Annotated in this window: 12 protein-coding genes; 8 read left to right on the top strand and 4 right to left on the bottom strand. The window is 67.1% G+C overall.

The genetic code is table 11. The annotated features are described in order from the left end of the window. Positions 1 to 7: 7 nt before the first annotated feature. Positions 8 to 295: a hypothetical protein gene (locus QGN30_RS17575; RefSeq protein WP_014941705.1), complete on the top strand. Its 288-nt coding sequence runs from the start codon at positions 8 to 10 to the stop codon at positions 293 to 295. A gap of 109 nt (positions 296 to 404) precedes the next feature. Here the strand turns inward: QGN30_RS17575 and QGN30_RS17570 are convergent, their stop codons facing one another. Then, positions 405 to 1811: an aldehyde dehydrogenase family protein gene (locus QGN30_RS17570; RefSeq protein WP_009957735.1), complete on the bottom strand. Its 1407-nt coding sequence runs from the start codon at positions 1809 to 1811 to the stop codon at positions 405 to 407. 216 nt (positions 1812 to 2027) lie between these two features. Between QGN30_RS17570 and QGN30_RS17565 the strand changes: the two genes are divergently transcribed. Then, complete coding sequence (locus QGN30_RS17565; protein ID WP_009957736.1) at positions 2028 to 2912, top strand: TPM domain-containing protein; 885 nt, start codon at positions 2028 to 2030, stop codon at positions 2910 to 2912. On the opposite strand, the gene QGN30_RS17560 is transcribed toward QGN30_RS17565, so the two are convergent. Genes QGN30_RS17560 through QGN30_RS17550 form a run of 3 tightly spaced genes read right to left on the bottom strand, consistent with a single transcriptional unit; the run spans position 2909 to position 14353 of the window. After that, the gene (locus QGN30_RS17560; protein WP_248923605.1) at positions 2909 to 4510 is read right to left on the bottom strand and encodes a bifunctional aminoglycoside phosphotransferase/ATP-binding protein; all 1602 of its coding nucleotides are present in this window, start codon (positions 4508 to 4510) and stop codon (positions 2909 to 2911) included. The two genes, QGN30_RS17565 and QGN30_RS17560, sit on opposite strands and share 4 nt — an antisense overlap. Positions 4511 to 4556: 46 nt before the next feature. Next, entirely contained in the window at positions 4557 to 5246 is a 690-nt protein-coding gene (locus QGN30_RS17555; RefSeq protein ID WP_014379851.1) for a Type 1 glutamine amidotransferase-like domain-containing protein, read from the bottom strand. Further along, a complete protein-coding gene (locus QGN30_RS17550; RefSeq protein ID WP_333901232.1) occupies positions 5243 to 14353 on the bottom strand; it encodes a BTAD domain-containing putative transcriptional regulator in 9111 nt (3036 codons plus the stop codon). Before QGN30_RS17550 ends, QGN30_RS17555 begins: the two co-directional genes overlap by 4 nt. Positions 14354 to 14469: 116 nt before the next feature. On the opposite strand from QGN30_RS17550, the gene QGN30_RS17545 reads away from it, so the two are divergent. The 6 genes from QGN30_RS17545 to QGN30_RS17520 all read left to right on the top strand — a co-directional run bounded on the left by QGN30_RS17545 (position 14470) and on the right by QGN30_RS17520 (position 20006). Beyond that, the gene (locus QGN30_RS17545; protein WP_201406167.1) at positions 14470 to 17040 is read left to right on the top strand and encodes a SpoIIE family protein phosphatase; all 2571 of its coding nucleotides are present in this window, start codon (positions 14470 to 14472) and stop codon (positions 17038 to 17040) included. Next, a complete protein-coding gene (locus tag QGN30_RS17540; protein WP_008255707.1) occupies positions 17040 to 17357 on the top strand; it encodes an STAS domain-containing protein in 318 nt (105 codons plus the stop codon). Before QGN30_RS17545 ends, QGN30_RS17540 begins: the two co-directional genes overlap by 1 nt. 87 nt (positions 17358 to 17444) lie before the next feature. Beyond that, complete coding sequence (locus QGN30_RS17535; protein ID WP_009957744.1) at positions 17445 to 17876, top strand: nitroreductase family deazaflavin-dependent oxidoreductase; 432 nt, start codon at positions 17445 to 17447, stop codon at positions 17874 to 17876. A 141-nt stretch (positions 17877 to 18017) separates the two neighbouring features. Continuing rightward, positions 18018 to 18308: a hypothetical protein gene (locus QGN30_RS17530; protein WP_085318490.1), complete on the top strand. Its 291-nt coding sequence runs from the start codon at positions 18018 to 18020 to the stop codon at positions 18306 to 18308. Positions 18309 to 18441: 133 nt separating this feature from the next. Further along, entirely contained in the window at positions 18442 to 19374 is a 933-nt protein-coding gene (locus tag QGN30_RS17525; protein WP_225331396.1) for an SAM-dependent methyltransferase, read from the top strand. Then, positions 19371 to 20006 carry a class I SAM-dependent methyltransferase gene (locus QGN30_RS17520; protein WP_009957746.1) on the top strand — a complete coding sequence of 212 codons (636 nt, stop codon included), beginning with the start codon at positions 19371 to 19373 and terminating at the stop codon, positions 20004 to 20006. The genes QGN30_RS17525 and QGN30_RS17520 overlap by 4 nt, the downstream gene beginning before the upstream one ends. Positions 20007 to 20082 lie beyond the last annotated feature (76 nt).

The following is a 20082-nucleotide window of genomic DNA, read 5'->3' as shown; positions in this document are numbered from 1 at the left end:
GAGTCGCATGCGCGGGTTGACGTTGGCAGCGGTGCTTAGTGCCGCCGCCGTTGTGTTCGCGTCCGGCGCGGGCGCCGACCCCGGGTCGCCCTCGTACAACCAAGGCAAACAGGCCATCGATGAGCAGATTCAGCACTATCACGTGCAGCTGAATGCTGACACCGATTGGAACCAGTACTGCCAGAGGGTCCTTCAGAGCGATCTGAAAAGCGGGAAGATCGCTCAAGTGGACTCGGCGCCTGACTTCATTGCCGGATGCACCGACGAGGGCCGTGCCCTCGTAGCGTCCCACTGAAAGCCGCTGTAGCCCAAAGTCTCCGGGATGGCCCGGGCGTAACGCCACGGCGAAAAATCGGCAATAGTTCCACCGTGGCGTTACGCGCGCGGCCGCCCGGGGCAGCAGGTTACAGACCGATGTAGACCGCCTTGGTGTTGAAGTAGGCCTCGATGCCCTTGCGGCCGCGCTCGCCGCCCCACCCGGACTGCTTGTGGCCGCTGATCGGCATCGACGGGTCGGCCGCGAGTGAGGAGTTCACCCAAACCTGGCCCGCCCGAAGCTCATTCACTATCCGGTGGGCGCGGGAGAGGTTCTCGGTCCAGATGGACCCGGCCAGCCCGTAGTGCGTGTCGTTCGCGGCGGCGATTACCTCGTCCTCGTCGTCGAACGGGATCACACAGCCGACCGGCCCGAAAATCTCCTCCTTGATGAGCCGCATGTCGGGCGTGGTGTTGGTGATGATCGTCGCCTCGTAGAAGTAGCCCTTGCGGTCCATCGGCTTGCCGCCGGTGATGATTTGCGCGCCGCCGGCCACCCCGTCGTTGACGATGCCTTCTACCCGTTTGCGCTGCTTGTCGCTGATCAGCGGGCCCAACACCGAGTCGGGATCCTCGCTGCCGCCCATCGGCAGCATCTGGGCGAACTCCGCCAGCCGCTGCACGACGTCGTCGTAGATGCCGCGCTGGACGTAGATGCGCGACGTGCACGAGCAGTTCTGCCCCGAACCGGCGAGCAGGCCCATGCCCGCCCCCAAGATCGCCTTGTCGAGGTTGGCGTCGTCGAACATGATCAGCGGGGACTTGCCGCCGAGCTCGAGCGTCAGCCGCTTGAGGTTGCCGGCGGCCGCCTTGACGATCAGCCGCCCGACCTCCGTCGACCCCGTGAACGAGATCTTGTCGACGTCGGGGTGCGCGGTGAGCGCGGCGCCCGTGGTCTCGCCGTAGCCGGTGATGACGTTCAGGACGCCGTCGGGCAGGCCCGCCTCGCGGAAGATCTCCTCGAGCTTCAGCGCGGTCAGCGGCGTCTCCTCGGCGGGCTTGAGGACGGCGCTGCAGCCGGCCGCGAGGGCGGGCGCGACCTTGAGCATCGCGACGAAAAACGGTCCGTTCCAAGGGATGATGAGGCCGACGACGCCGACCGGCTCGAGCTGGGTGAAGGTGTGGTAGGTCTCCCAGGTGCCCAGCAGGCCGTCGGACACCAGATTGGCCGACTCACCGTGGATCTTGCCGACCCAGCCGGCGTAGTACTTCAGCATGTCGACCGACACCGGGATGATGTGCCGCGCGGCCGTCAGGTTCATGCCGTTGTCTTGGCCTTCGAGCGCGGCGAGCTCGTCGGTGCGCTCCTCGATGATGCGCGCCGCGCGGAAGAGGACATTGGCCCGGTGCGACGCCGGCGCCTTGCGCCACACGCCCGACTCGAAGGTCTCACGCGCGCGGGCCACCGCCGCGTCGACGGCCGCCTGGTCGGAGTCGGGGACCTCGGTGATCAGCTCCTCGGTGGACGGGTTGAAGACCTTAATGGCGTTACTCACGGTTCTCAGTGGCCTTTCGCTCGCGAGAATGCTGTCGTTGCGCGACAGAGGTTACGCGCGTAACCAGTGGGTGTCCAGTGCGTGCGGGGGTCGTGGTGGGCGGGGGTTCTGGGCGGATTCTGCTGGTCGCAGACGTGCGCAGAGCGATTCGGGCCCCGTTGGCCGCGGATGCGGCGCCCTCCTGACCCAACGCGAATTGGCGGCTAAGTTACCTGTATGCGGGTTATTCGCCTGTTCGGTGCCGTCCTGACGATCCTCACCGCGGGCTTGCTGCTGGTAAGCCCCGCCGCCGCGCAACCGCCGTCGAAGCTCACGGATCACGTCACCGACACCACGGGGGTGTTGACCGATTCCGGTCGCGCGGCGGTCAGCGAGGCGATCGATCGGCTGTACCGCGATCGTCACATCCAACTCTGGGTGGTCTACACCGACAACTTCTCTCGCTTCAAGCCCGACAACTGGGCCGATCGCACCCGCAGCGCCAGCGGGCTGGGCGGCCAGGATGCGCTGCTGGCCATAGCCACGAACACCAAGGCGTACTCGTTCACCGTGCCGCCGCAGGTGCAGGGGCCGACCGCTGCCGGGCTGGATAGCCTGCGGCGCAACCAGATTGAACCCGTGCTGGGCGCCAAGGACTGGAGCGGAGCGGCGGTCGCCGCGGCCGACGGGTTGGATAAATTGGCGAGTTCGGCCAAGCCGGCGAGCTCGTCGAAGCCGATCTGGCCGCTGGTCGCGATCGGCGTCATCGTCGTCGTGGTTCTGCTGTTGCTGTTCGTGCTCTATCGCGCACGTCGGCGCCGGCGCGCGCCGGGCAGCGTTGCGGGGCACGGTGATTCGTTGCCGCAGGCGCTGTCCACCGCGGATGCGCGGGTGCGCCAAATCTCGGATTATGTGGCCCGGCATCGCGACAGCGTCGGCGCCGAGGCCCAGGCCCGGCTCGACGAGGCCCAGCGGCATTTGGCGGCGGCGCGCGGCAAGGAATCCACTAACGACGCCGACGCGCTCGCGCACGCCAACAGGGCGTCGACGCTGGCCGCTCAGGCGCAGACGCTGGCCAACGCCGACGTGCTAGGACACCATGGCACGCGACGGCGCCGTTAGCGGTAGGAAGCGCGCAGCAGCGCCAGCGCCTGCTCGACGGTCTCCTCGCTGTCGCGCGTCGCATCGACCCGCAGAACGGACGGTTGCTCGTCGGGTGGCGTGAATGCGGCGCGCAGCTCGGGCCACAGCTCGATCCGCGCATCCGAGACAACGCCCTTCTCCGTGGCGCGCCGCTCGAGTCGCGCGATCAGGGTGGCGTCGTCGGCGTCGCACAGCACGACGCGGAGGTCGGCCCCGAGGCGGTGCGCCAGTTGCCGCATCTGGGCGCGCTCGCGCGGATTGCCGAACGTCGCATCGACGGCTACGCCCCGGCCGCGACGCAACCAGCGCGCGGCATCACGGCGCAGGGCGGCATACGTGCTGCGCGTCATCGCCGGATCGTAGAGCCCCGAACCGAATTCGTCGCTGCCGCGCTGGGTGGGCTCGATGCCCGCCATCCGCTTGCGCGCCATATCGGACGAGAGATGCACCAGCCCGAGTCGGCCGGCGAGCGCGCGCGCCAGGGTGGTCTTGCCGCTGGCCGGCAGACCCATGGTGACCACCATCGGCGGGCGGGGCAGCCCACCCGCGTGCGCCCAGGCCAGGTCGAAGTACGCGCGCGACTCGGCGATGAGCTCACGGTTGTCACCACCGGACGCCTGTTCCGTCTGGGCCAGGCGCAGGCTGCGGACCTTGCCGCGAACGTAGGCCCGGTAGCAGGCGTAGAAGTCGAGCAGGTCGAGCAGACCGTCGTCGCCGCTGGCCCGCACGTAGGAATCGACGAACCCCCACGCCAGATCCGCACGCCCGTGGTATTCGAGATCCATTGCCAGAAAGGCGACTTCGGAGGCGAGGTCGGCGCAACGATAACGCGGCGCGAATTGCAGGCTGTCGAACAGCAGAATCTGGCCGTCGTCGATGCAGATGCTGGCGGCGTGCAGGTCGCCATGGCCATCGCGCACGTGCCCGTCGGCCACCCGTCGCTCGAGCACCGGCGCCCGCGTTCGCAGGAACTCGGCGACGTAGCGTCGGATGTGGTCGTTGACGTCGCTTGAGATGGTCCGGCCGACGAACGGGCCCATCTGATCGAAGTTCTCCTGCCAGTTCGCGGCCACGCTGGACGGGCTGCCGTACGCATCGATGTCGGGGCCGGTTTCGGTCCTGCCGTGAAGCTTGGCCAGGGTGCGGCCGATTCGTCGCGCGAGTCGAAGGTCGACCTCGCCGCGCGCGAGCTTGGCCGGCAGCATGCCCTCCTCCGGCAGGCGCCGCATCCACACCGCCGGCTCGCCCGACCCGGACTTGCCGCCGATGCGGTAGTGGCCGTCCTGCTCGGTGACTTCGACGACGCCCAAGTACATCTGGGGACTGAACCGCCGATTGAGGCGCAGCTCCTCGTCACAGTCGGCGCGGCGCCGCTCGATACTGGTGAAGTCGAGAAACCCGAGGTCCACCGGCTTCTTGAGCTTGTAGGCATAGGGGCCGGCGAGCAGGACCCACGAGCTGTGCGTCTCATGGAGACGCACGTCGTGGGCCGGCGGGTCGTACGCGTCGGGCCGTAGCAAGTCGGCGACGATGCGCGGGTGGCCGTCGGGTCCGCTCGGGTCGAAGGCGTGTGTCATGCTCCCGCCGACGATTACAGGTGGGCTGGGTGGCCGTCAAGGAACGTCAGGTTCGCGCCGGTCGCGACAGTGAGTGCGTGACGGCGGTGCCGTCATAAGCGACTATGTGCGCAGGATGGCGCAGGGGTTCGATGCTGGCATCCGCGTGGACGACGACTCCGCCGCCCGTGGGGATGCCGAGCCCGGTCGCTTCTCCGTGCAGCGATTGGATTGTCCGCGTCAGCCGCGCCCACTCGGCGCGTTCGTCGTGCACGTCGATCACCATGGGGACGAGGCCGAACACGTCGAGCAGTTCGGTGCCTGGGAGCTCAAGGATTCCATAGCGTCCGAGCTGGACCGCGCCGGCCGAAATGCCCACGAGGACAGTGCCTTTGGCGTAGCGGTTCAGGATCGTCTCCTTCATGCCGGTTTTCTCGAAGGTGTTCCAGCCAAGGCGGACATCGCCGCCCGCGAGGACGATCACCTGGGCGCCTTCAAGGAAGGCGCGGTCGGCCCGGCCGAACGACGAATGGATCATGCGACGGTCGGTGATCCCGACGGCGTCCACGGCCGCCTCGAAGATTTCGTAGAACTCCGGCCGGTCGCCATTGGAGGCCCCGATGTAGGCGGCGCTCAACGGTTTGTCTCGAGCCAATCCGTCGAGCGCCGTTTCCAGTAGCGGGCGGCCGTCGCGCTTCCAGAACAGCAGCTGACTATCCGCTAGCAGATAAAGCGGTTGGCGTTGTGGCGCTGTCACTTCGGCTGGTCTCTGCAATTAACCTGATCGAAGTACGCAAGGGCCACCTCGAGATCTTCCCCGTCAAAGACTTCGATGCGGCTAAGGAGGTTTCCCTCGACCACGATCACGTAGGTCAACCGCAATTCCGCGTCAAAACCATCTTGCGAGGTCATTTTCAGCACTTGAGTAGTGACGGTTCCGTATTCGGTGAGCTGATGCACGGCTTCGATGTAGGCGCTGGTATCCGAAGTGAGGTCCCACAGGGCACCGACGGATGTGGCCAGATCAACCCCCGCGATCGATACGAGCGATCGATGATCGATGTAAACCGGATCCGGCGTCGTCGCGGGAAGCTCGTGACGATTGAATTTGGCGTTAGCCCTTGAAGTCACCGACCAAGTGTGCGCGTACGCGGCCGCTTCGCCGGCGAGGTAACGCGCATCGAGTTCCTCGAAGGCAGCATCGATATCGTCGGCGTCGAAAAAGACGTGGGAGGCGATCCGCCCGTCGGTGTCAATTTCGGCGATTCCCAGCAGCTCTACCGCAAATCCCTCCCGCCGGGAGTCGGGATTGAACGAGCGGACGCGGGCGAGCGAGAGGCGCTTTCCACGAGTCGCGATCACCGTCAAGGACACCTGCGCAAGGCCCTCGGCCAGTGCTCGCATATTTGCCATCACGGCATCGCGACCGTCCCAGAAGCCGACATTCACCACTCGACGTCGATCGTCGACGAAACTGTCCGGCGCCAAGATTTCGGCTATCGCCGCCCAATCGTGGGTGCTCGAGCGGTCAAAGAGTCGGTGTTCTGCGCGGCTTGCCGCGTTCTCCAGCTTCCGCGTCTGGCCGTGCAGCTCATCGAACCTGGCGAGCGCGGTGTCTAGGTCTGACTCGTCGAAAAGCTCACAGCGGTTGATCCGATCGCCTTCGAAAGTCATGACGTCGATTACCTGCCACTCGGCGTCGAGCCCTTCGGGCGAAGCCCCAGCCGCGACATGAGTGATCACCGCGCCAAGGCTGCTCAGGCGGTGCACGGCGGCAACGTAGAGGTAGGACTGCGGCGAAAGTTCCCACGCGACGGAGAGATATGCCGCCAGATCACCCGTGCCGATCGGCACCAGTCGTCGGTGATCAATGTTTACCCAATCTGATGTCGTCGCAGGGATTTTCCGCTGGTTCAGCGCCACAAAGGCTTCCGTCACCAGCGTCCAGGTGTGGGAGCGGGTGGAGGCCTCCCCGGCGAGGTATCGCGCATCGAGTTCGGCGATGGCCGCGTCGAAGTCGTCGGGGTCGAACACGATGCTTGTCACGATTCGGTTGTCGTCGTCGATTCCGATCATGCCCAGCGCCGCAGCTTGGGATGCCTCGGGCAGCGAATCTTGGCTTGCGAAGGTGAAACGACAGAGCGCGAGGCGTTCGCCGCGGGTGGCAAGCACGGTCGACCTCACATCAGTCATCCAGACATCGGCGGTGGCCCGCCAGTTCGCCATCTCAAGGTCTCGTCCCCGTCGGATCCCGGCGCTTAGGACGCGACGGCGATCGTCTGAGCAAAACCCGTCGGCGAGTAGTTCTGCCATTGGTTCCCAATCGCGGACCGCAAAATGCGCCAGAAACTTCTCGACAACCCGGGTTGTCGCATTTTTTACCCGCAGCGGCGTTGGGCGCAATTTCTCAAACCGTGCCAGCGCCTTATCGACATCGCTCTCTTCGTAGACTTCCAACCGTGGCTCGTGGGGATCGAGCAAAAAGGAGCGGGCCCATTGCAATTCATTCCCGCGCGCATCGGTACCCTCGATGATGGCGCTGGCGACGACGCCACGGGCATCGAGAGCATGTACCGCCGTCGCCCAATAGCGTGCGTCCGGTACGAGGAGCCACAATTCCTCAATCGCCCGCCGGAAGTCTCCATCTGCGAATGGGACTCGTCGATGATCGGTGTATGCAAGTCGCTCGATCATCGGTCCCGGATGGTGGCTGTTGAGCTCGCGGAGGATGTCCAGGGCACACACCCAGGCGCTCGCGTATGGAGCCGCTTCTCCCGCGAGATACCGCGCATCGAGTTCGGCGATGGCCGCGTCGAGTTCGTCCGCCTCGAATACGACCCGCGCGACGACTCGGTTTTCGGTGTCGATCTCGACGAGGCCGACCACCTCGCTGTGGAACGTGTCGGGCCCTTGCTCAGGGCCGAAGAAACGGGTGCGGCCAAGGAAAAGGCGGTCGCCCCGGGTCGCGATGACGTGTGATGTCATGCTCGCAATCCCGACGTCGGCCCACGCCCTCATATTGTCGATATCGACATCCCGGCCTAGTTGGACTCCCGCGCCCACTACGCGACGACGATCGTCACTCGAAAAGTCGTCGGCCGTCATCTCGGCCATCGCACCCCAGTCGCGCGCCGCGAAGTGCGCCAGGAAGCGGTCGCTGACTTGGCTTGCCGTGTTCTGCAGCCGCGGTGCCTGCCGGTGCAGCTCTTCGAATCTCGCCAGCGCGGCGTCTAAGTCGGACTCGTCGAAGACCTCGACGCGGTGGTAGAGATCGCCGTCGGTTACGCCAACGACGACCGTCCGCCACTCGGCATCAAAGCCCTCCTGCGAAGTGCCGCGCGCAGTATGGGTCATGACCGCTCCCAGCTCATTCAGCCGATGCACCGCTTCGACGTAGACTCTGACATCTGGCGTGAGGTCCCACAGGGCGGGAAGATATCCCGTCAGATCCTCCCGTTCGGCCGCTAAGACCGCTCGATGGTCCACGAACACCGAATCCGGTGTCATGCCGGGAACTTCGTTCCTGTTGGCGGCGGCATAGCCTAGTGCGATGACCTGCCACGCGCGCGCGTAAGGAGCGGCTTCTCCGGCGAGATAGCGAGCGTCGAGTTCGGCTATCGCGACGTCAAAGTCGTCGACTTCGAAGAACACGACTGCGACGATTCGCTCGTCAGAGTCGATCTCGAGCACTCCGAGTACCTCGGTGAGAAATGATTCTGGTCCTTGATCGCGCCCCGAGAAGCGGAGACGCATGAGGGCAAGGCGCCTCCCGCGAGTCGCTATGGTCGTCGGCATCACCTTCGTGGTCCACAGGTCGGCAACTGTCCGCATATGCGCGATCTGGGCGTCTCGACCATGCTGGATTCCAGCGCCTACCACACGACGTCGATCGTCGTTGGAAAAGTCTTCGGAAAGCGTCTCCGCCATAGCGTCCCAGTCGTGAGCCGCGAATTGCGCTAGGTAACGCTCGCCCACACGGCTCGCCGCGTTTTCCAATCTTGCTGTAGGCCGCCCAAGCTCCTCGAATCTCGCGAGCGCGGTGTCGAGGTCTCCCTCGTCGAAGAGCTCGGAGCGGTTGATCTCATCGCCTCGCACCGTCGAAAGGCCGATTTCTCGCCACTCGGCATCGACGCCCGTATCGGAGATTCCGCGCACCACCCGGGTGACGACTGTGCCGACGGCGGTCAGTCGATGCACGGTCTCGATGTAGGCATTCGGAGACAGCACGTCCCACGTGGCGCGAAGGTACGGCTCAAGATCACCGGGCGCGAAGGATATGGTTCGCCGGTGGTCGATGTTGACCCAGTCTTGCGTCGTTGTGGGTAGCTCCTGACGGTTAACCGCCGTATACGCCTGCGTGACGACTTGCCACGTTCCCGCGTGCGGAGCGGCCTCGCCGGCGGCGTAGCGAGCGTCGAGTTCGGCTATGGCGGAGTCGAAGTCGCCGGGGTCGAACGTGACGTAGGCTGCCATCTGGTTGTCGGAGTTGATCTCGACGACTCCGAGTTCCTCAGTGAGGACGCCGTCGGAGGCTTGGTCTGGTCCCGAGGAACGGGTTTGGACGAGGGCGAGACGCGCGCCGCGGGTCGCGATGACTGTCGACGAAAAATTCGTGATACCGACCTCAGCGATAGCTTGCAGGTTCGCAATTTGCGTATCTCGACTGTGTAGGACCCCAGCGTTAACCACGTGCCGGCGATCGTCGTGCGAGACATTGTCGGCCAGTGTCGTCGCCAAGGAGTCCCAATCGCAGGCTGCGAAGTACGCAAAGAAGCGCTCCGCTATCTGGCTCGCAGCATTTTCCAGCCGCTGTGCCGGTCTGTTGAGCTGATCGAACCTCGCGAGCGCGACGTCGAGGTCTGATTCATCGAACAGCTCACAACGGCGGAGTAAGTCACCTTCGACCATGAGAAGGAAGACTTCGCGCCACTCCGCATCGAAGCCCTCATGTGAGCTTCCATGCGTCACGTGGGTGACTACCGCTCCGAGGTTATTCAGCCGATGCACAGCCTCGATGTGGGTACTGCCGTATTGTGCGAGATCCCAGGTGGCACGAACATATTCGATCAGCTCACCGGGGGCGAACTTTGTCCCGCGGCGGTGGTCGATGCTCGCTAAATTCGGCGTCGTCGCGGCGATCTCATGTCGGTTGAGCGCGGCGTACGCTCTTGCGACCACCGACCATGCGTTCGCGTGGGCAGCCGCCTCGTCGGCAAGATAGCGAGCGTCGAGTTCGTCTATGGCACTGTCGAAGTCGTCCAGGTCGTAGACGACGATCAACGTGAGTCGCTCGTCGGCGTCGATCTCGACGACATTGATCGCATCGTTTTGAATCGTTTCCGGGTCGCGGCCGGCCGCCCGCACCCGTGTGAGGGCGAGGCGCTCGCCGCGGATCGCCACGACGTCGGCCATCCCGATCGTGAACCCGAGGTCGGCGGCCACCTGCAGATCCTCGATCACGGATTCTCGGCTGCCTCGGTCCCCGGCATTCACGACCCGTCGGTGATCGGCGCCGGAAAGGCTTTCGGAGACAATGGTTCCTACGGCAGCCCAGTCGCGGGCGGCGAAGTGCGACCAGAAGCGTTCGTATACCCGCGTCGCGGCGTTCTCGAGCCGCGCCCGAGGATGTTCTGTCTCGAATCGGGCCTGCGTGGCATCGAGTTCGGCGAGTGCGGCATCCATGTCTTCGAGGTCGAACCACAGTTGCAGCGAGACGTGGCCGTCTTCATCAATGCCATACAGCAGGAGGAATTCGTCCTGCGGTGCCCCAGGGCCGACGTCCTCCGCGCCGATCACCAATCGAGCGAGCGCCAGACGCTCGCCGCGCACGGCGATCACCGTTTGGGCGAGCCGCATAGGAACTGTCTCCAAAACGCGCCTGTTCACACGTGGAAACTCGCCCGGTGGGACGTCGATCTGTCCAAAGCCGACAATCTTGCGGCGGCTCTCGATGAATCCATCTGGCGCGAATAGCCGCTCGAACTCGTCCCACGCCTCACGGTTTATGGCGGCCACCACGTTTTCGCCTGCTCGCACGCATGCGTTGTCTAGTTCGGCTTTTGGCGCCTCGGAGGGAGTCGGGGTGGGTGCAACGGCAGTCTCGCCGAGAATTACGCGCGCCCTCTCCGCAAGCGCCGCAGCGCCTTTGCGTTCGTACAGCTCGACGGCTTGCTCGGCGGCGCGGCGTGCCGCCACGACGTCGCCGGCGCCGTTCAAAACCGTCGCCAGCGTCAGGCAGGCGTCGCCGTGGTCGACCAGCGCGTCGGTGCGTTCCGCCAAGGTGACAGCTGCCTCGGCAACCTGCCGAGCGGCTGCGTGATCACCGCCCCGCGCCAGCAAGTGCGCACGCAGGGTACGCCACGCAATCGATGCCTTCAGCGCGTGCCCAGCGAGACGCTCGCTCTCCGAACACAATTCGTCTGCCTCGGATTCGCGCCCGAGTGCAAGGTATGCGCGGCCCAACAACGCGGCGGTCTCGGCAGTGTCGGCGTCCAGGCCCATGCGACGAAAGCCGTTGTAAGCCTTGCGCAGATGCGACTCGGCTGCGGCCGGATCGTCGACGATGAGCTCGACGATCCCGGCGAACTGCTCAACTTCCAATAGCGCATGACGCAAGCCGAGCTCGCTCACCGTGCGCCGGGCCGAGTCGATCATCCGACGGGCCGCCGCGGCGCGGCCGCGAAAGGCCTCCAACACGGCCTGGCATCGTGTCGAGGTGGCTTCGACGGCGGGGGAGTCGGTCGTGATCCGCAGCAGCCGCACCACGTCCAGGCACCGCCCCCCCGCACGGGGCACCGGGTTGGGGCCCCACAGCGCCGCGAGGGGAGCACCCGCCAAAACCGCGTTCACGCGGCGGTGTTCGCGCGCGCGACGCGCGGCGTTCAGCGCGTCGTCGAGGGCGCCCTCGCAGTCGGCGATCCGCCCGAGACGGGCGAGGCACCCAGCGCGGACGGTGTGCGCCGTGGCTTCTCCGGCGGCGTCGTCTTGTTCGGCGAGTTTGGCGGCAGCCGCGGCCAACGCGGCTTCGACCTCGTCCAACCGTTCGGGGTGGATCAGCATCGACAGCTGCCCGTCGAAGCAGGTCGCCCATGCCGCCAACCGGGCCGACTCGACTGTGCTTGCCTGCAGTTGGGTGACCGCACCCGCCGCCGAGGACACATCGCCGGCGGCCAACAAAGCCTCGCAGCGCGCGACCAACAGCTCGGCGGTCTGGTCGTCGCGGTCGGGCAGCTCGTCGTCAAGCTCTTCCAGCGCGTGCAGGGCGCGGTGGTACAGGTCGGCCGCGCCCTCGTAGGCGAGACGTGACATCGCCTGGTCGGCCGCGCGCCGACAATAGAAAACCGCCTTGGCGGCGTTTCCGGCCCAGGCGCATTCGAAATAGTGGTGAGCAAGCTCGGCGAGCAACTCGTCGTCGGCGCCGGGCAGCGTCTCGAGCGTTGCGGCGATGCGCTGGTGTAATCGCATGCGCCGCACCGACGCCAGCTCGGCGAGCAGCGATTGCCGGACAATCGCGTGGTTGAACCGGTAGTTGCCACCGGGTTCTTCGATGACGATGCCCGCCCGGCGCGCTTCGTCGAACTCGTCGACGAGGTCCTCGCCGACCACCTGCTCGACCAGCTCCAGGGCGAACCGGCTGCCGACAACCGCCGCCGTGGCGAGGGCTTTGTTCGTCTCGGTCGGTAGCCGGGAAAGCCTGCGGCTCACCGCTTCTCGTACACCCTGCGGCAGGGTGCTCTGATCCCACACGCCGCCGCTCTCATCGACGTGGCGCAAGGCCTCGATGAGGAAGAAGGGGTTACCGCCGGTGACCGACGCCAGCGCGTGCGCGAGTTCCTCGTCGTCGTAGCCGGCTTCGGCGACGTAGGTGGTCACGTCGTCCTCGTCGAGGCCGCCGAGGTTGAGCCGGTTGGCCGTGCCGTCGCGGTGCAGGTCGGCGAGCATCGCCGCCAAGGGGTGGGAGCGGTCGAGGTCGGTGCTGCGGTAGGTGCCGACGATCTGCACGCGGGCGTGGTCGCCGAAGCGCAGCAGGTGCCGCAGCAGGAGCAGCGTCGGCTTGGCCGCCCAGTGCAGGTCGTCGAGGATCAAGAGCACCGGTGCGCTCGCGGAGGCGATTTCGAGCAGGGCAACGGCGGCATCGAAGAGTGCGTATCGCTCGGTGTCGGGATCCGCGTGCGCCGGGGGAGCGAGGTCGGGCACCACATCGGCCAGCCCGGGCGCGAGCGGCAGCAACGCTTCGACGCCACGCAGTCCCCGCAGCCGCTCAGCGCCCATACACGGCACGAGCGCACGCAGCGCTTCCGCGAACGGTTGATAGGGCGCTCCGAGGTCCTCGTCGCACCGGCCGTACAGCACGACCGCGCCCATTTCATAGGCCCGCTGCGACCACTCACCGGCCAGGCGGGTCTTGCCGACGCCGGGTTCGCCGGCGATCAGCACCGTGCGCACGCCCCCCGTCAGTGCGCCCTGCCACGCCGACAGCAGGCCTTCGAGTTCGCGGCCCCGCCCGACGAACGGCCCGGGGCCGACGAGCACCGCCGGAAGCCCGGGGCGCTCCATCGGGGTTTCGGCCGCCGCCGGCTGCGGACGCTGCTCAGCGGTTTCCAGTCGCAACTCGAAAACGTGCTCGGGCCGTGCGAGATTCCGCAACTGGCGCATCCCCAGGTCGGTGAGCACCACGTCGTCGGCGAGCGAGTCGATGACGAGCTCGGCGGTCGCGCCCGAGCACAGGATCTGGCCACCCTCGGCCAGCGACCGCAGCCGCGCGACCCGGTTGACGGCCCGGCCGAAGTAGTCGCCGTCGCGAAGCTCGACCTCGCCGGTATGCAGCGCCACCCGGACGCGGATGGGTTGCCGCAGCGCCCAGGGTTCATGCGCGATCGCGTCCTGCAACTCGACCGCTGCCGAGGCCGCCGCAGACGGCCGTTCGAAAACCGAGAAGGTGGCATCGCCCTCGCCGCGCGTCTTGATCAGCCGACCGCCACGCGACGTGACCACGTGCTCGATCAACTCGTCGTGTCGGGCGAGGGCCGCCGCCATGGCCCCGGCCTCCGCCTCCCAGGCGGCCGTCGACCCCTCGATATCGGTGAGAAGGAACGTCACCGCGCGGGTCACCGACGGAACATGTTGTGCCACAGCAATGTCCAGGGACGAGTCCTGCGCGACGATCGCGGCCTCGAGCCGGCGAAGTTCCGGTCCGGGATCGACCCCCAGCTCGTCGGCAAGCAGCGCCCGCGCCCGTTGGTACGCGCCGAGGGCTTCGCCTTGCCGGCCGGCGCGGTAGAGGGCGAGCATCAGCTGGCCCCACCGCCTTTCGCGCAGCGGAGCATCAGCAATCGCGGCCTCCAGATCGCCGATGACTTCCGCGGCGCGGCCCGTCGCCAGCAACGCGTCGGCTCGATCCTCCACCAGCGCGGCGTGGCCCTCCATCCACCGCGTTTTTTCGGACGTGCCGCGCCGGCCATCGGGAAGTTCGGGGATTCCGCGCCACAGCGCGAGGGCCTCGTCGAACCGGGCCACCGCTTGGCTCGTGTCGCCGGCGGCGGCGGCAGCGCGTCCCAGGCGGGTGGCCGTCTTGTACCGCGAGGCATCGACCTCGCTGTCGGCGAGGACCCAACCCGCGCCCTGTGTCAGGACGAAGCCGTCACCGAGCGTGCGGCGCAGCGCGGAGATGTGGGTCTGCAGGGCTTTGTCAGCGGTGCGCGGCGGATCCTCGCCCCACAGCAACTCGACGAGGGTGTCGGCCGGCACGACGGAACCGTCGTGCAGTCCGAGCATGGTGAGGATGGCGCGAGGTTTCGCGCCCGGGATACCGACGGCCGCTCCGCCTCGCCGGACCTGGAGAGGGCCTAAAACCCCCAGTTCCACCGCTAAAAGGGTACTCACCTTGCCTATCGTCGGCGGGGCAATTCAATACCCGGTCAAGATTCAGTAAAGGCCGCTGCGCCCGCGCGCCGGCAACTCCACGCACTACCTTGGTGCCTATGGACAGCGACCGGAGTGACTCCGCCTTCACCTGGCAGGGCCGGCGCGAACTGGTGGGCCAGATGCACGACCAGCTCGATGAGCTGGTGGCGGCGCGCGACCAGATGGAACAACTGGTGCAGGTCATCGTCGAACTGGGCTCCGATCTGGACCTGGACGTGACGCTGCACCGGGTCCTCAAAGCGGCGATGGAGCTGACCGGCGCCCGCTACGCCGCCCTGGGCATCCGCGCCCCCGACGGCAGCCTCGTGTCCTTCGTGCACGCGGGCATCGACGGGGAGGCAGCGCGACGGCTCGGCGACCTCCCGGTCGGCGACGGGCTGCGCGTCGACGATCTGAGCGCCGATCCGCAGACCGCCGGGCTGCCCGCACAGGACCCACCGTTGCGGGCGTTTCTGGGAATCCCGATCACCGTGCGGGCGGCCAACTTCGGCAACCTCTACCTGGCCGACGACCGGCCCGGGCGCGTCTTCACCGACTCGCAAGAGGGTGCCGTACGAGCGATGGCCACGGCGGCCGCCGCCGCCATCGACAACGCACGACTTTTCGAGCGCGAGCGTGAAACGGCGAAATGGACGACGGCCAGTCGTGAGATCACGACCGCGCTGCTGTCCGGCGACCCGCAGACGGGGCCGCTGCAGCTGATCGTGAACAGGGCGCTGGAGTTGGCCGGCGCCGAGCAGGCGATCTTGCTGGTGCCCCGGGAGCCGGACTCGGTCGCCGACGAGGCCGACACGCTGGTGGTGGCCGCAACGGCGGGCCGCTATTCGTCGGAAGTGATCGGTCGGCAGGTACCGATGGAGGGCTCGACCACGGGCGGTGTGGCGCGACGCGGTCTGCCGCTGATCACCGATTCCTTCCAATACCCGATCGAGGGCTTCACCGATGTCGGTGAACGCCCGGCGATAGTCATCCCGCTCATCGCGGACGGCGCGGTGCTCGGTGTCATCGCCGTCGCGCGCGACCCGCGCCAGCCCCCGTTCGGCAACGACTACCTCGACCTCGTCAGCGACTTCGCCCGGCACGCCGCGATCGCGTTGGCGCTGGCGGCGGGCCGCGAACACGCGCTCAATCAGGAACTGGCCCAAGCCGATACGGTCGAGGAAGCGGTCCACACCGCCGCCGAAGAACTGCGCCGGCTGTGGCGGGCGCGCCGGGTCCTGGCCGTCACCTTTCCGGCGTACGGCTCGTCTACGGAGACGGCCTTCGGCGCGCCGCAGGTGGTGTCGGTGGGCGAGCCCGCGCAGTGGGCCGACCTGCCGTCCGACACCCAAGGGGCGCTCAGCTCGTTGCGGGACGGCGACTTACTCACCCCGACGACGACGCAGCCGGGGACGGCGGGCATCGCCCTGCAGCACCCCGAGGGCGTGCTCGTCGTCTGGATCGACCTGGCCGAGCAACGCCCGTTCACCCTGGAGGACCAGACCTTGCTCACCGTGCTGGCCGGCCGCCTCGGCCAGGGTCTGCAGCGGGTGCACCAAGTCGACCAGCAGCGCGAAACCGCTCTGGCCCTGCAGCACGCGATCCTCGGCCCGGCCGATCTGCCCAGCGGATTCGCGGTGCGCTATCAGGCCGCCACAAGGCCGTTGCAAGTGGGCGGCGATTGGTACGACATCGTCGACCTCGAGGACGGGCGCATCGCGTTGGTTGTCGGCGACTGCGTCGGCCATGGCCTCGCCGCTGCGGCGGTGATGGGTCAGGTGCGCAGCGCCTGTCGTGCGCTATTGTTCGAAAACCCAAGCCCCGCTGCAGCTCTCGCGGGGTTGGATCGCTTCGCCGCGCGGCTGCCCGGCGCGCAATGCACCACCGCGGTGTGCGCGGTCCTGACCCCCGACACCGGTGAACTGGTCTACTCCAGCGCCGGGCACCCGCCGCCCATCCTGGTGCACGGCGACGGCAGCACCCAATTGCTCGACGACGGCCACACCATTGCTTTGGGAATACGGGGGGACTGGTCGCGCCCGGAGGCCCGCGTGACCATACCGGCGCGCACGACCCTGCTGCTCTACACCGACGGGCTGGTCGAGCGTCGCCGCAGTCCACTGGATCGGGGCATATTTCGCGTCGCCGACGTCGCGCAGGACGCCCGAACGCTGGGACTGGAAGATCTGGCCAACCAGGTCATGACCCGCGTCGCGCCGCCGGGCGGGTACCAGGACGACGTCGTCCTGTTGCTCTACCGTCATCCGGCGCCGTTGGAGCTGAACTTCCCCGCCGATGTCAGCCAGCTCGCGCCCACCCGCAACGCCTTGCGTAAGTGGTTGGCCCGCGTCCGGGTGGGCCCCGAGGAGGCCTTGAACGTGCTGGTTGCCGCCGGGGAAGCGGTCGCCAACGCGATCGAGCACGGCCACCGGCACAGACCGGAGGGCCTCATTCGGCTCGGCGCGGTCGCGGTGGGCGATGAGGTGAAGTTGACGATCACGGACACCGGTTCGTGGAAGGCTCCGCAGCCGGCCTCCCATCATCGTCGCGGCCGGGGCATCCCGCTGATGCGAAGCCTGATGCACGACGTCGACATCCGGCCGGCGCACGACGGAACCACCGTTCACCTATCGGCGCGGATCACCTGATGACCACGCCGCTCACGCTCGACACCGCGCGCGGGCGCGACGGGAAACTCGTGCTGGTCGCATCGGGGGAAATCGACCTGACCAATGTCGACGCCTTCACCCTGGCCCTGTCCACCGCCGCCACCGGCAGCGACGGGGCGGTGCTTGTCGATCTCAGCGCCGTGGAGTACCTCGACAGCGCCGCCATCAATGCCCTGGCCGCCCACGCCGACCGCATTGAGCTGGTCGCGCACCCGATCCTGATGCCCGTCCTCAAGGTCAGCGGCCTGACCGAGCTCACCGCCATCGTCCCCGCGCCGCCGACCGAGAAGCGCTGACACTTTCTCGGCGTTGAATATCCTTGCGGCGCAACATATAACCTGTTATGGCTGGCCCATGTGCCTCCTGCGTGCCACGATGGCGTAATGGGTGAGGACGCGCTGAGCTCGGAACGGGAATTCAACGAACACAACATCGAAGAGTTTCGCCGCAATGGTGGCAAGGTCGGCGGACAGTTCGAGGGCTTCCCGCTGTTGTTGCTGACGTCAGAGGGTGCGCGCAGCGGCGCCCAACGCGTCAACCCGGTCGCCTACTTCGACATCGACGGCAAAATCTATATCGTCGGCTCGGCGGCCGGCCGGGACAACCATCCCGCGTGGGTGCACAACATTCGCGCCGTCCCCGACGTGACCGTCGAGATCGGCTCCGACGCTCCCAAGTCGGTGACCGCGCGCGAATTGCCGCGCGAGGAAAGGGATTTGATCTATCCCGTGATCGTCGAGCGCGCTCCCGGCTTCGGCGAATACCAGCAACGCACCGATCGCGTCATCCCGGTCTTCGAATTGATGACCGACTGAAGGCGCGAGCCGCCAACAACATTCAGGTCCGCCGATTCGGCACGCTAACGCGTCGATTGCCGCACAATGATGTGCGCGGGTCCGGCCTGATGCGACGGCCAACGCCGCGCGCCCTGCCCCAAGGACGAAGTGAGGTCGGCGATGAGACGGTATCTGCGGCGCTCCCTGATCGGCGTGTTCGCCCTCGCGCTGGCGGGGTTGCCGGTGACGGTGCTCGGGACGTCCGCGATCGCCCGCGCCGACGGTGAATGCGCCCCGGGCTGGGGCTGGAGCGTCGAGCTGAATGAGTGCGTGTTCTTGCTTCCGGCCGCAAATGGCCCGGGAGGCCCCGGGGGGCCCGGTGGACCGGGCGGGCCCGGCGGTCCTGGTGGGCCCGGAGGCCCCGGTGGGCCCGGCGGACCCGGTGCGCCCGGCCACCCAGGAGCGCACTAAAAGGCCCGCTTAGCTGCGGCAACGCCCGCCTGGAATCGGCGACATCGCCGGATGGTCGGTGCGCGGGAACTCCACCCGCCCGCCGGTCGTTATACCGGCTAAGTAATCCGATTCCGAGGGGGACAACAGCCGCATGCCACGCACAGACAACGACACCTGGGACCTTGCGACCAGTGTGGGTGCGACCGCCACGATGGTGGCGGCCGCCCGGGCGATCGCGACCAACGCCGACAACCCGCTGATCGAGGACCGATTCGCCGAGCCCCTGGTTCGTGCCGTCGGCGTGGACTTCTTCACGCGCTGGGTCTCCGGCGACCTGGTCGCCGCCGATGTCGACGACCACGAGTCCGGCTGGAAGCTCGAACACATGCCTGCCGCGATGGCCGCCCGCACCCGCTTCTTCGACTCGTTCTTCCAGGCCGCGACGCAGGCCGGGATCCGGCAGGCGGTGATTTTGGCGTCCGGCCTGGACGCACGCGCCTACCGGTTGGCCTGGCCCGCCGACATGACGGTGTTCGAGATCGATCAGCCGCAGGTGATCGAATTCAAGGCCGCCACCCTGGCAGAGCTGGGCGCCGCCCCGCAGGCCGAGCTGCGCACGGTCCCCGTCGATCTGCGCAACGATTGGCCAAAAGCCTTGGCGGACGCGGGGTTCGACAACAGCCGGCCCACGGCGTGGATCGCGGAAGGGCTCTTCGGTTATCTGCCGCCCGAGGCGCAGGACCGCCTGCTGGACAACATCACCGCACTCAGCGCCGAGGGCAGCCGGCTGGCGTGCGAAGCTATTCCGGACATGTCCGAGGTGGACACCGAGAAGGCTCAGGAAATGATGCGCAGGGCCACCGCGAAATGGCGTGAGCACGGCTTCGACCTGGAATTCGGTGATCTCGGCTACCAGGGCGAGCGCAGCGACGTCGCCGCGTACCTCGACAACCTGGGCTGGCGCTCAGTCGGCGTCCAGATGAGTGAGCTGCTGGCGGACTTCGGCCTGGACTCGATCCCGCAGACCAACGACTCGGTCTCGGTGGCCGACACCGTCTACTTCAGCTCGGTGCTGGCCAAGTGACCGCACCGCAGCGCCGCGGGCTCAACGAAGCCGTCACCCGGATGTGGACCTTCCTCGCGCCGGCCTACGACCTGCCGTTCCTGCAGCAGTGGGTATACCGGCCGCCGCACAATGAGGTGATCGCGCAGCTGCGCAATCACGGGGCGCGAAAGATCGCTGATATCGCCTGCGGCACAGGGATTCTCAGTGACCGGATCCAGCGTGAACTGAATCCCGACGTGATCTATGGCGTCGACATGTCCGACGGCATGCTCAACCAGGCCCGGGCCAAATCGGATCGGGTGCAGTGGTTGCGCGGCCCGGCCGAACAGCTTCCCTTCGACGACGGTGCGCTCGACGCGGTCGTGACGACCTCGGCGTTCCACTTCTTCGATCAGCCCGCGGCGCTGCGCGAATTCCATCGCGTGCTCGCGCCCGGCGGCCTGGTGGCCGTGTCGGCCCTGAGCACGCGGCAACCGCGGCTGCAGTCTTCCGCGCAGAACCGGTGGAAGCCGCAACACAACACGTCGGCGCCCGAGATGCGGGCGCTGTTCGAAGACGCCGGGTTCGTGATCAGCGATCAGCACCGGATCCCGCGGCCGGTCTGGACCCGCCTCGTGTCCGACCTGTTGACCGTCGGCACCAAACGCTGAAACTCGCGTCGAACCGCGGAAGCGTTCGCCGCCAACGCATTAAACGACGATGCCCGCCTCGCCGATCGGCGAGGCG

Origin of the sequence: Mycobacterium sp. 3-98, from assembly GCF_035918355.1 — a bacterium.
Classification (GTDB): Bacteria; Actinomycetota; Actinomycetes; order Mycobacteriales; family Mycobacteriaceae; genus Mycobacterium; species Mycobacterium intracellulare.
Note: the sequence above shows the minus strand (reverse complement) of the source record. Positions and strands in the feature narration are given on the sequence as shown.